Annotated in this window: 13 protein-coding genes; 3 read left to right on the top strand and 10 right to left on the bottom strand. The window is 60.5% G+C overall.

Translation table 11 applies throughout. The annotated features are described in order from the left end of the window. The first annotated feature begins 812 nt into the window (after positions 1-812). The gene (locus BM337_RS11095) at positions 813-4,511 is read left to right on the top strand and encodes an ATP-binding protein (RefSeq protein WP_143117705.1); all 3,699 of its coding nucleotides are present in this window, start codon (positions 813-815) and stop codon (positions 4,509-4,511) included. 394 nt (positions 4,512-4,905) lie between these two features. On the opposite strand, the gene BM337_RS11100 is transcribed toward BM337_RS11095, so the two are convergent. From BM337_RS11100 to BM337_RS21625, 3 genes are all read right to left on the bottom strand, one after another. After that, a complete protein-coding gene (locus tag BM337_RS11100) occupies positions 4,906-5,538 on the bottom strand; it encodes a hypothetical protein (protein ID WP_089816671.1) in 633 nt (210 codons plus the stop codon). Between the two features lie 417 nt (positions 5,539-5,955). Next, positions 5,956-6,888 (bottom strand): transcription initiation factor IIB, encoded by a 933-nt coding sequence (locus BM337_RS11105; RefSeq protein ID WP_089816672.1) that lies wholly within the window; start codon positions 6,886-6,888, stop codon positions 5,956-5,958. A 119-nt stretch (positions 6,889-7,007) separates the two neighbouring features. After that, entirely contained in the window at positions 7,008-7,295 is a 288-nt protein-coding gene (locus BM337_RS21625) for an SWIM zinc finger family protein (RefSeq protein ID WP_245778673.1), read from the bottom strand. Here BM337_RS21625 and BM337_RS21630 point away from each other — a divergent pair. Further along, positions 7,245-7,568, top strand: a complete 324-nt coding sequence (locus BM337_RS21630) for a hypothetical protein (RefSeq protein WP_245778675.1) — start codon at positions 7,245-7,247, stop codon at positions 7,566-7,568. The genes BM337_RS21625 and BM337_RS21630 overlap by 51 nt on opposite strands. Here the strand turns inward: BM337_RS21630 and BM337_RS11115 are convergent. From BM337_RS11115 to BM337_RS11135, 6 genes are all read right to left on the bottom strand, one after another. Next, entirely contained in the window at positions 7,547-7,771 is a 225-nt protein-coding gene (locus BM337_RS11115) for a hypothetical protein (RefSeq protein ID WP_089816673.1), read from the bottom strand. The genes BM337_RS21630 and BM337_RS11115 overlap by 22 nt on opposite strands. 203 nt (positions 7,772-7,974) lie before the next feature. Next, positions 7,975-8,520 carry a hypothetical protein gene (locus tag BM337_RS11120; RefSeq protein ID WP_143117706.1) on the bottom strand — a complete coding sequence of 182 codons (546 nt, stop codon included), beginning with the start codon at positions 8,518-8,520 and terminating at the stop codon, positions 7,975-7,977. 2 nt (positions 8,521-8,522) lie between these two features. Further along, on the bottom strand, positions 8,523-8,678 hold the full coding sequence (locus BM337_RS21140; protein WP_177227421.1) for a hypothetical protein: 156 nt from the start codon (positions 8,676-8,678) through the stop codon (positions 8,523-8,525). Beyond that, positions 8,665-9,696 carry a M78 family metallopeptidase domain-containing protein gene (locus tag BM337_RS11125; protein ID WP_245778653.1) on the bottom strand — a complete coding sequence of 344 codons (1,032 nt, stop codon included), beginning with the start codon at positions 9,694-9,696 and terminating at the stop codon, positions 8,665-8,667. The genes BM337_RS21140 and BM337_RS11125 overlap by 14 nt, the downstream gene beginning before the upstream one ends. 143 nt (positions 9,697-9,839) lie before the next feature. Continuing rightward, positions 9,840-10,319, bottom strand: coding sequence for a PIN domain-containing protein (locus tag BM337_RS11130; protein WP_089816675.1), 480 nt, complete (start codon positions 10,317-10,319; stop codon positions 9,840-9,842). Continuing rightward, positions 10,291-10,515, bottom strand: a complete 225-nt coding sequence (locus BM337_RS11135; RefSeq protein WP_089816676.1) for a hypothetical protein — start codon at positions 10,513-10,515, stop codon at positions 10,291-10,293. The genes BM337_RS11130 and BM337_RS11135 overlap by 29 nt, the downstream gene beginning before the upstream one ends. A gap of 258 nt (positions 10,516-10,773) precedes the next feature. On the opposite strand from BM337_RS11135, the gene BM337_RS11140 reads away from it, so the two are divergent. Next, positions 10,774-11,778 (top strand): hypothetical protein, encoded by a 1,005-nt coding sequence (locus BM337_RS11140; RefSeq protein ID WP_143117707.1) that lies wholly within the window; start codon positions 10,774-10,776, stop codon positions 11,776-11,778. Between the two features lie 9 nt (positions 11,779-11,787). On the opposite strand, the gene BM337_RS11145 is transcribed toward BM337_RS11140, so the two are convergent. After that, positions 11,788-12,414, bottom strand: coding sequence for a DUF6735 family protein (locus BM337_RS11145; protein ID WP_089816678.1), 627 nt, complete (start codon positions 12,412-12,414; stop codon positions 11,788-11,790). Positions 12,415-12,460: the final 46 nt, after the last annotated feature.

Consider the following 12,460-nt stretch of genomic DNA (forward strand, 5'->3'; position numbering starts at 1 on the left):
GCGATGTCCGTCAGCACGACCTGGCCGCTTTTCGTGATTAGCGCTTCCCACTGCTCCGGAGACAGTCCGCCCGCCACGTGGCAAACAACGACGCTCGCCTGGGACAGCTCGACGCGGGTCAGCTCCAGCTCTATCGGGTCCAGTCAGGTTTCGTCGACATCCTGCGCCATATACGCAGCTTCGACGAACAACCCCATCGTGTTCAAGGACGACGTCCAGGCCGGCGTCGTCACGGCTGCCCCGCTGTGTGAACTCCTGCTTCGTGGCCGTGTCGAGCGGCTCTCACACCCGGTGTCGCAGTGCCTTCCTCCCGCCAGATTTCGAAGGGGGTTCCACTCGCCAAATGCCCCCACTCCTTGCCGAGAGCCTCTTCGCGCCCACTTGAACCCACCTTCACAACTGATTAATTAACTATCACCAGGTTGCAGCAGAACGTGATATGAGTGCGTCAGAGCAGGCGAGGAGCTCTCGACAGCGGCGACGTTGGCATGAATCGTGGCTCCCCGATCAGCAGAACTACGGGCTTCTGGGGTACTGGTTTTGTTCTCTCGGTCGCAGTACACACTCTAGTCGACAGGCCAGGACGTCAGTGGGGACACGCCCAGCGGGGGACGACGCCGATGGCCAGTGACGTCCCAGGCAACGGAGACCCAGCGTCAACAACGGATTCCTCGTCGACGCTCCCGATCCCAGTACCGGGCTCGATACGGTCGGACGAGTCCACGCCGGCAACGGACCCGATCGAGCCTCGACCGTACCTCGAGATCAGGCCTTCGGAAACGATGGTCGATCCGACGGCAGTGACGCGGGCAATGGATCAACTGGAGGCACTGCTCGCCGACCAGACACAGACCGGGGTGCTCGACACGATTCGTGGGTCAGCACAGGTTCCGCTGGTCGAGTGGCTACTCGTCTCCGACGGGCGTCCCGACCCGCAACTGCGGTATCTCGTCGGGACGTCCAACCCGGCGTTGATCGAGGACCTGCGGGGCCTCCTCCGACGGTGTTTCCCGGACACCTACGAACTGCGAGACGTTACGTGGCACCCCCGATACGTCGAGGAGTTCCTGCCCATCGGCGATCCAGTGACAGCGAATCACTCGGTCTCGTTGCCGACTGGTGAAACGATCGATACGACAGTCCATCCGTACGTCGCGGGGGTCGAATATCACGGCGAAACGAACCGAACTCGCGACTGGCAGACGCCCCTGGCGTCGTTTGCTGACCGGAACCAGTCAGCCCGACGAGTGAGCTCGTCGTCGGACCACCACGATGGGTCTCACCGGCCGTCGGTAGCCTCACTGGTCGAGACGATGTGCAACGCGGCGGTCCCGGTCGTCTACCAGCTGGTCTGTCAGACTCACGGCGACTGGAGTGGTCAGGCGAATGCGTATCTCTCGGATATAGAGAACGGGGCAGCGACGGGGCTTGACACCATCCGGGAGATCATCTATCCGCGGACCAGGGAGGAGCGGGAGCGATACACGCCACCGGCGTCGGACCGCAAGCGCATCGAGGCCATCGAGGAGCGTGACCCCCAGCACACGCTTCGGATCTCTGCTCGCGCCGTCGTGCTGACGCGAGACGACAGACAGCGGGCAGAGACAGTCGCCCGCCAGTTGCGGACCGCGCTCAGTGGCCTCGACGGTCCATACCACAAAGTGCGGGGACACGTCGTCACCGACGGGGACCTCAGGCCACTCGGTGAGACGCCACCCGGGACGGCGCTGTTCGAGGAGATGATCGACCGAACGGTCCATCCCGTGACCTACGAATCGAGATCGAACAAGCTCCCGTGGAATACGTGCCAGAGCCAGGGGATCGTCGTCGCTCCCGAGGAGTTGCCGGGGCTGTGTCTCGTCGACGGCACGGAACTCACACCAGACGGGCACCGCGCGCTCGCGACGCGGCCGGTCGAACAGACCGCGCTCGTGCTCCCGCCGCCACAGCAGCTCATGCGGTACACCCCGCCCGGGATGGCCCTGTGCATGCCGTTGACGCACGACCGGCGACCGTACGGCCAGCCGTTCTACCTCACGCCGAGCCAGCAGGACCGCCACCTCGTCGTCGTCGGCGACACCGGCTCTGGAAAGTCCGTCCTCGTGGAGGGCGGGATGGTCACGAACGTCGCGGCGACCGATGGCCCCGATGTCCTCTTCGACTACAAGGGCGGTGGCACCGCCGAGGAGTACCTCCGGATGCACTACGCCGAGTACGGTAACCTCGACGACGTGCTGTACTTCGACCTCGCGCGCGTGCTGCCTGCATTCTCGTTTTTCGACATCGAACCGCTCCTCGAGGCAGGCATCCCCAGGGAAGAAGCCCGCTCGCGGAAGGCGGGTCACTACGCGGAGATCCTCCAGGGCGTGATGGGCGCCGAGAACTACGGCGACGCCACCGAGTCGGTCAAGGCGATTCGCAACCACCTGCGAGCGCTCTACGACCCAGTCCACGGGAGTGACTCGATATCGCACGCCGACCTGTACGATGCCCTCCAGCGGACCCAGCGTGGCGAGGCGATGCCCTCGACGACAGACGAGAACCTGACCCACTACTTCTCCGGCCTCGCCGAGCGCGACAGGGACGTCTTCAACAAGATCCTCGGCGGCGCAGTCGGTCGCGTCGAGCGGATCGCGACGGATGGTCGTCTCGCGCCGGTCTTCGAACACACACCAGACGAGAACGGTGGAGGAGAATCGGACCCGACACAGCCGTCCTTCGACTTCACGGACCTCGTCGACGAGGACACGGCCGTCGTCTTCGACTTCGCGGGGATGGAAGGGTCGGTCAAGCGGACGCTGACACTGGTCATCCTCTCGAACCTCTGGACAGCGCTCAAAGCCCGCGAGCAACGACGTCGCCACTCCGGGTCTGACGCCCTGCCGCAGGTCAATCTCTACCTCGAAGAGGCGCGTGACGTCGGGGCGACCAAACTGCTCGATACGCTCCTCGCCGAGGGCCGCAGTTTCGGCCTGTCCGTCGCACTCGGGTTACAGTTTCTCGAACAGCTCGAATCCCCCGATCCCGACCGGAACACCTACCAGGAAGTGCTCAACGAGACGGCGACGTTCGTCGTCGGGAACGTCTCGGTCGATACCGACCTGCCGCGCGTCCTGGCGACGGAGTCGATGTCTCGGGAGGCCGTCGACAAACGCCTGACCGCGATGAGTCGCGGGGAGTGGCTCGTCCGTCCCGGGACTGACTTCGGTGACGAGGCGGTCCGGCCATTCCTCGCCCGCTCGCTCCCGGCCGCGGCCGGGCACCCGGCCAGCGATGACCCGCTCTCGGCAGTCGAGGAACGAGATTTCCAGACTGCCTTCGAACAGGTACGCGAGGAGACTGCCGCGAACGCGGGGCTTCGACAACACGAGAGCTTCGAGTCGGCTCAAGTCGACGAGACTGATGGAACGGGGAGCGAATCGGAGACGGACGAATCAGAACCAGAGCGACTGGATTCGACGTATCCCGCCCTCCGCGTCGATACGCTACTGCCACACACACGTCGCATGCCCGACTGCGTGGACTACGACGCCGAGGCGGATGCGATACGTTGCGAGGGGTGCGGGAACCGGTACGACCCGTCCGTCGACGGGATGCACCGCGCCATCGAGTGCTGTCACTCGCTGGACGAGGTCGATTCCGACGATATCCCGGTCTGCGAGTTCAACCTGAAACTCACACCGGAGGAGGTCATGGCCTCGGAGTGGTCGTTGACGCAGTTGCTGTTCGTCCAGGCCGTCTACAATGCCGAGCAGCGCCGCTACGACCCCCGGGCCTACGACCTCCTGACCGATTCGATGCTTCGCCTGGAGGAGTACGTCGGGATCGACAGGGAGGACCTCCAGCCCCTCCTGGACGCGGACCTGGTGCGCCACGACACTGACCACCCACATCGCATCTACTCGGTGTCGCCGGACGGCCGGAAGGCGATCGGGGAATCGTACAGGCGCGGCGTCGACTACGGCCACGGGAAAGGCGACCTCGAAGAGTCGAGCGAACACGTCTTCGGCGTCGAACTCGGGATCCGATTGCTCGAACAACAGTACGCGGCCGACCCCGACTCGGCCGTCGAGACAGTCGTCCCCTACTACGAGTTACAGGAGGGCTCGCTCCCCGCAGCGGCGTTCATGGGTGACGCCGCCGACGTCGAGGAGGAAACCAGCGACTTCGAACAGCGCCGACTGGACGTCGCTGGCCTCGACAGCGAGGGCGACGTCGTCGTCACGCTCGAGGTCGAACGGGTGAACAACGACATCCACCGGGCAGTCCCCGACGACTTCGACAAGATGGCCGCGTGCGAACCCGAGGAGGCCATCTGGATCGTCATGTCACGCACGGACGGCCACGAGGTACTCGCAGCGTTGAACGACCCGCCTGAGGGCGACACGCGTGTCGAGAAGACCTATAGTCAGAACACGCCGCCCCAGCAGTTCAAAATCGAAACGCCAGGACTGACGGGGATCTATCCCGCCGAGTACGTCCGGAATTCGCTACTCGAAGACCGAGGGTAGTCACGCAGTTTGATGAGAGATCACTGGGGCTCGTCCCTCCGACACCCCCGACCGCTATGCTCATTCTCCGGGACAATGCTTTGCCCGAACCTCGACGCCAGTTATAAAAAGAATAGACGGACAGTTATTCGTCACCGTCGAAGTCCGCCCGTTCTTCCGGATCATCGCTGTTTGTGATGATGTTGCCATCCAACGATGGGCGGTCAGGTTTCTCAGATTCCTCACTGTCAGCGTCTGAGTCACCACCCATCGCTAATTATCCTCCTCTTCGTCGAAGTCGCCCTTGAAGATCATCTGGCCTGAGAGCGAAGGGCGCTCGTGATCCTCGTCGCATTCGTCCGGATTGCGGTCAGGCATACTATAGGGTTTGTCGGCACCAGTGATGAAAGTTTGCTTAGTTGTTGCGTGTCTGATGCCAGCGACGGACTTGCCCCACGAACCCCGTAAAGTGCATGACGGTTAGTGAGAGCAAGACCGTGACCGTAACCAGCCAAGGCTCGACGTCGCCTGTTGCGGCTTTCTTGACGCCCAGGGCTAGCCAGGCCATTGAGTAAACCAACAGCAGGATCGTAAGTGTCCCCAACGGTGCATTCTTCGCATTCGTCCTGTAGTTGTACTCGATCCACTCAGAATACCCCTCAACGATTCCCTCTAAGTTTTGACGGTCAGTATAGTCGTTATTCAGTAAGTTCCTGAGATCAGTTGCTGCGAGACCGCTTTGGAGGCTTGACGCCGTATACGTAATCGCCGCGACGCCCGTCGATAGCAGGAGAAGCGATACACCAGCAATCGTGTAATTGTTGATGAGGTCCGTATAGTGAAGGATCTGGTTTGGTTGGGACTCGGGTGCGGTCGCGACGGATAGACCAGTCAATAGTATCCCCAGGATTACGAGGTTAATCCGAAGAATGCGGGCGACTTTCGAATCGATATCGTTCAGCGTGTTAATCTGGTTATCAACAGTGCGGTGTGCCTCTTCGCGTAATATCATCTCCATATCGATGTCGTCATCGCCGCGGTCTGCCATTTTGTATAGTTCCGCTTCCTACTGGATGATATTAAAGATAGTAGCTGCCATCCTTGGTGCTTTAAGTTGAACAGGTTAAATTGTACGGAATCCAACCAGTATCGGCTTGTTTAGTAGAACCGCCGGTCCTGATCGAGTACCTTCTGCGACGTTTATTGTTCCACCAACTGCTTCCGAGACAATTGATGTTTTTGAGGGATGATTGAAAAATCCGATAAACTCACAAATATTTAGAATAACGACTTCAGGGATTCCTGGCCAAATTACTCGATTTCGTACGTCACGATTCCGTCTCGACCACACGTCGAACACCGTTCAGCAATGGGTTCGACTGCTGTTCCGCAGTGTCTACACTCGACGATCGTTTCGCTATCGCTCTCTCGAAGATACCGAACGACCAGTAAGAGTCCGAACATCCTACCTCCCCAGGAACGACCACAGCGTATCCCGGTGCTCACGCACTGTCGTCGGTGAGACGGCCGCTTCATCGGCCAAATCCCGCTGGATAACTTCGATCCCCTGCTTGGCCGCGGCGACGGCCACGCACCCCGCCGCAAAGCCCGCGGGGTTGACGCCCGTCGTGAGGTCAGCCTCCACCGCTTCAGTCGCGATATCTCTGGCACGTCGCTCAGTCCTGCACGGAAGATCGAACGCCGAGACGAGCCGCGGAATGTACTCCTGGGGCTGCTGCGGAGGGACCGGGAGGTCGAGTTCCCTGTTGAGGACCATGTACCCGTTTCGGACTTTCTCCTCTCCGACGGTAGCGACACTGGCGATCTCGTCGAGTGTGCGTGGAACGTCGTTGATCCGACAGACAGCGTAAACGCAACCCGCGGCGATCGACTCGATCGACCGTCCGATGAGGAGGTTCTCGTTCTGTGCCGTCCGGAACAGGGAACTCGCCTGTTCCTGGACGGACCTCGGCAGGTCCAGTTGCGCCGTGAGTCGGTCGATCCCACCGAGTCCGTGTGCGAGGTTTCGCTCGCGCTTCGACCGGAACCGCGCCCGGTCGTGTTCACGGCGTAATCGTGCGAGTTGCCGTCGTTTCTTGCTCGGGATCGCGTTCCCCCTCGCATCGCGCTTCCGGCCGATAGTCGTTGAGAGACCCCGGTCGTGTCGCGTTACCGTCCGGGGACCGCCCGTCCGTCGCTTCTCCGTCTCGTCGCCACAGAAGGTTCTCGGTCCGCGCCTGTCGAGCCGACACGCCTCAATAATTAGCCCGCAGTCCTCGCAGCACTGCTCGCCATCGACGGTGCGAATCGTGCCGTCACAGTCGGGACACGTCGTCGAAGGAGTCGTCTTGCCAGTCGATTCATCGAAGCCACGTACGTAGATGTCTCTCGAACTCATTCGTTATCGCGGGCACCCGTCTGCAGGCCCCGCACCCGACAGGGGCCAGAAAAAATACCTGCGGCGCTGTCGCGGTCTAATCGAGTCTAAATGATTCGCCAGTGAAGCGGAGACAGTCGCTAACGATCTCGTTCGTTCCGTGTCGGCATCGGTCGCCTCCCTGTCCGAACACACTCCCAGCACGGGAAGTCGTCGGGGAGGAAGCCACACTCGCAGTCGTCCGATTCTGGTGACTCGTTAAGCTGAGTTTCAGCCTGCTCCGAATCATCCCGTTGTGGGCGCGTCCCACCATCAGCGAGCAACTGCACGTCGGTGGCGAAATCGAGGACCGGCCGCCGTATCGCGACGGCGACTCTGTGTTTGCACGCGTGCTCATAGTTCGCATCGGCAGGACAGGTACAGTCCACCGGAAGGCCGTCCTCGATAGTGACGAGGTACTCGTGGTCGGCTGGGACGGCGTGGCTGGCGTTTCGAACCCGGATGTCGGTGTCCAGCAGTTCGAACTCGAATGCCTCGTACTGAGCGCGTTTGCAAACACGATTCGATACCGAAAGTTCGTCGAGTGGATGTGGAGTCATGCGAGAATCCGCGAGGCCCGAATCGTGTGGCCCCGCACCCCGAAGGGGCCAGAGAAAACGCATGTGCACAATCCGATCGATCAGGAATTCGATTCGGTGTGAGGGACGTCCGGGAGGTTGGCCCGTTGGACACGGTCGTGCCACGAGCGAGGGACATAGCCATGTTCTTCGATCGCGTCGGCGTAGCCGCGAAGCAATCCGACGAGCACGAGTTCGGGAACCTCGTCTGTGGCCTGGCCTCCGAGCCAGCGTTCGAGCGACTGTGCAACCTGTTCGAACTGCTCATCGTCGAAGTCAGTCGTCATACGTCGTTTTAGGCGACCAGTGCAGGCTCGCCTGCGCCCTTCGCAGGCGAGAAAAAACGACCGAAGCGTGTATGATCGATTGGATGCCCCGGTGGGTCCAGTTCACTGGTCGTACCAGACACGAACGTACTGTAGACATAGGGGAGGATAGCTCGTCGGATAGAATTGAGAGAAGCCAACGTCACGAGGGTGTGACCCAGGAGTTACGACCCGAGATAAACGTCTTCAGTAACGGGGTACACCGACACACCACACGCACGGCCAAGACTACGAAGTGGCCCATCGAAGGAGAAGAGACAATCGTCGCCTCGTTTCGCCTGTAGAACTAAGATCGCTTCTTGGAGGGAAACGTCGTGCTTTGGATACTGGGCCAAGAATTCCGCTGCTGCATCCATGACACCCCGTGGACTCGTCGACAGTTCGCCTTCGTCCCAGGGATCCGAGCCGTGCTGGACGAGCATATCTGACGCCTTGATATCTGCATACAGATCGAGTGCCTCGTGTGCGCCCCGTTGAGAACGAAACGCCGAGACGACTTCTGCGACCACGTATGCATCAGTGACGTAGTACGCGCGTTGCCCCGTCAACTCGAAGAATCGATCGACGACTGCTTGCTTCTGTTCGGATCGATGATTCGTGGTGAGGCGGGCCAGTAGTGACTCTTTGTCGAGATACACGACCACAGAACCGATTTCATCGGGAAAGATGAGACTGTCCTTGACGAATGGAGCGCTGTCAGTTCCAGCCACGCCTACTCCTCGGAGGATTCGAGTTCGACACGATCACGCGTCAGCAACGGATCGTCACCATCGTGAAGCGGAGGCTCCCCAAGAGATTCAAAATCGAGAGCCGGGCCGCTCAGGAACGCTTCGAGCGGACTCTCACCATCCTCGTTATCTGCAGCCATCTGAATTCCCCGTATTATTCACATGTTGATTCTCGTCGGACTTAAAGCTAGAGTCTCGCCGCGGACCACAGTCCTTCTGGGTCTGTTCTCCGGAAGTTACTTCGACCGTGTCGATGATTTTCTCTGCCGTCCGGCTGATACGACCGAGTCTTTCGGTGATAGCGTCGCTGTCGTCACCTTCCCACGCTGCGAGGTAGAACGCCGAGTTGTTCGTGTCCAAGTCGAAGTGGCGACCAACGACGTAGGCGACTGCCTCGGCCTCGACTTCCCGTTTCGAGCGCTCCGTCGCGTCGTCGACGTCACTGTGTAGCAGCGCGTGGGCGTACTCGTGGACGAGCGTCGTCGCCAGGTCGGCGTCGTTCTCAGTCTCCTGGACTTCGACGACTGGTGCACTGCCGTCGCCGTCGTACTGACAGACGCCCTTTGCGTCCCCGTGTGACCACTCGTGGTTCGGGACGAGCCGAACGTCGATGCCGAGTTCAGTGGCTGCCTCGAGGAGCTCGGAGACGAGGTCCCCAGCGTCACCGTTTGTCTCAGTATCGAGTTCTGGCAGTGGGTCACCCTCCGTCTGCGAAATGTCGAAGACGGTCGTCGGTCGGAACCCGACCAGTCCTTCCGACCACTCCTCTGGTGGCGTCTCGTCGTACTCGCAATCGATCGAATCGTGGTACGACGGTGCGTTCTGGCACTCCGGACACCGCGTCGTGACGATCGGTGCCCAGATCCAGATGGCTGATTCGCCCTCCGTCACGTGCCGATCGAACTCTGACTGCCAGGTGTGGTAGCCCGCGACTTTTGTTGCCTGGGGGCACTGGGCCTTGATCAAGAGCGTATTTCGGTACGAGTACTCGTGGAAGCGTGATTGGACATCTAGCCACTCCTGGAACTGCTCACTGGTCGCGGCCTCGTCGGTCAGGTCGGCCAGGTCTTCGACCCACTCGGTGATCGTGCTGTGCATCTCGTCGTCGCGAGTCTCCTGGTCGTCGAAGGAGACTCGCTGATCGTCTTGTGAACTCATTCTCGGAGTGCGAGGGTGTGAGAACCCCCGCACCCCTTCAGGGGGCGATAAAACGCTGTCTGCTGAGCAAGGCTGACCGATGAAGAAGCTCCTCGGAAAGTGGCTCAGTAGCCGCTATTTACCTGCACAGGAGTGCAGAACCGCTATAGTTCGACACCGCCGTGCTGGATGACGTCCTCGGTCCGAAACCAGCTAGCGTAATCCTGGTGCCCGAAGACCTTGTCGTCACTCCAGATGTCACCACCTGTCGCGATCGCTGCCGCGAGGAACACGACGTCGTCCTCGTCGCGGCCTTCGAACTGACGCTCCTGATCTGCATCGGGATGTGAGGACGTCGCCTCGGCCGCGGTTCGATACTGTAACAGGACATCCGCTTCCGGGACGAGGGTGATGTTCTTGAAGAGACGATCGATGAGTTCGTCGATGGCCGTCGCGGAGAGGCCCGCTCGTTCCTGGATCACGCCCCGGTTTCGACGAATTTCCTCGAACGAGGGTTCTGGATATCGGAGGTCTCGTTCGAGATCAACAATCAGCTTCCGTGTTGCACCGCCAATGAGCCCCGAAAGAGCGGTGTTCGTGTCGATGACGAGGGGCCTACTTTCCTGCCAGTCGTTCTGCGACATTGCTGTCGATCAACTCCGCGAGTTCGTCGACGTCTTCGTCGGTGAGTTCACTGTCTGACGTGAGCCGATTCATCATCTCGAGATCGTCGATTTTCTCTTCGAATGCGTTGCGGGCGACTTCGGACCAGTTGATCTCGGAGTGGTCCTCCATCTGTGCTTTGAGGTCGTCGTCGACGTTGATGGTTACCGTTGGCATCGTGGATTGCTCCTTGGCTGGGATTATGGCTGCTGTGACTTATGTCTATTGTGGAAACTGTGATTTCTGTGTCCACTGCGTTCGCCGCTAATTCTGACGTGATCAGCTGGAATGTGCGGGTTCGATCGCCCCCGCCCCTTCCAGGGTGCGATAAAATAGCGTGGGAGGAGCCCGGACGCTCAAACGCCCGTTTGTGCCATGGGAAGTATATTTGCAGCCAAAGGTGATAGATAGCTATAGACATTCAAGCGGGCCACTATGAGAGAATGCCAGAACACGTATCGAACGACTGCGGCCGCCCGGACGATGCGCCGTCGAACGCTGTTAGCGTCGACGGCCGCCCTCCTTCCCGCTGCCCTGTCCGGCTGCCAGACCGGGCCAGAGACCAGCGGTAACCTCGTCGACGAAGTACCGACTGCCAGCTTCCAGATGACCGCCGTTACCGATGCCGAACTCCCGGAGAAGGTTCTCTACTCACTCCAGTCGTATCCGGACGAGGATCCTGATGCAGCACTACTCGAGCGGATACGCGACGGTGGGGCGACGACTGAGGGGACGCGGCCCCCGCTCCCGGCAAACCGGCACATCGCGACCGACGATGCAGTGGTCGAACTGTCGAAAGAGGTCGTCGGCGAGACGCCGGCGACGACGTACTCTGTCAAAGTCGACATCGTCCAGGATTCGATCCAGGACGATGAAGCGATCCGGTTCACAGATCTGCCCGAGGTTGACCGAACTGTCTTTTCCGATAAGGGGCTCGCCGACGGCGACGTCGTCGGCATCGGGACGACGCTCCTGTATACCCACGAGGAACGCAAGCAGTCCGTCCTCGTCCCCGAATCGGAGTATGCCTACATCGTCTGGGAGAACGGCGCCGAAGCCGAATGGGTCGTCGACGACGCCTACGAAATGTCGCTGAAGACCTACGACTATTCGGCCGAAGAGGTCGCCACCGTAGTGGAATACGGCCAGCAGATGCGCGAACAGTTCGCGTTCGAGTTTTCCGGCCTCTCCAGTGAGCAACGAGACATCGTGGAGACGGCTACCGGCGACGAACGGTACGTCGTCAGAGCAGACGAGACAACGCCCCAGCCACTCGTCGAACTCGCCGACCAGTTCCGTCCACAGGAACAGGCCAGAGGTCTCGACGAATCAGGCGAGGACGACCTGAGCGGGTCGTACATCGTTCGCTATGAGGGAGAGATCTACTGGACCACGTTCGTCGTCAACGGCGAATCGTTTGCAACATCGACGCCGAGCTGAGTGAGGAAGTTACGTAGTATCGCTGTGGACGTGAATTTCCGCGTCGTCGTGGACCCACGTCTGGAGTTTCTCGATCATGTACGTCTGTGCCTCGTCCTCGTCGAAGACGTCCCTGTCGAGCGTGTCTCGCGTGATCGATCGCAATGCGTGAAGCCGACCACGAAGGACGCCATCGCCGACTGGTTCGCCGTCGTTCCACCGGACCGGGACGAGTGCGCCGTTGCCGACGGTATCGCCCTCCTTTGTTTGATGCTCGACGTGGTCCATCGCGAAGGAGAACGTCCGGTACGCCGTGACGTCGAAGTCCCGGTCGACGACGTAGAACGCTTCGTGAGTGAGGTAATCGACGTGGCCCTCGCAGATTGTCTCAAGCGCGAGGGCGATTTCTTTCGGTTCCATCTCGACCGGCGCCGCCCGATATCGGCCGCTGTCCACGGAGATACCGGCGCCACCGGGCTGGACCTCCAGCATGAGATCGAGTCGGTTTCGCTGGTCTGTACTCGGGACGCCGCCACCGAATGGTGTGTCAGCCGTGATGTCCGTCGCCAGTCGAAGTTCGTACGCGCCTTCGTGTGAGTAGTGCAGGTTGAATCGTCCGTCAGGTCGCTCGTACGCGACGAGTGCTCTATGTGCCATGATGTGCTGCGGGATTGCCCCCGCACCCCTCGGGGGGTAATAAACA

It is taken from the genome of Halomicrobium zhouii (assembly GCF_900114435.1).
In the GTDB taxonomy this organism is placed as follows: domain Archaea; phylum Halobacteriota; class Halobacteria; order Halobacteriales; family Haloarculaceae; genus Halomicrobium; species Halomicrobium zhouii.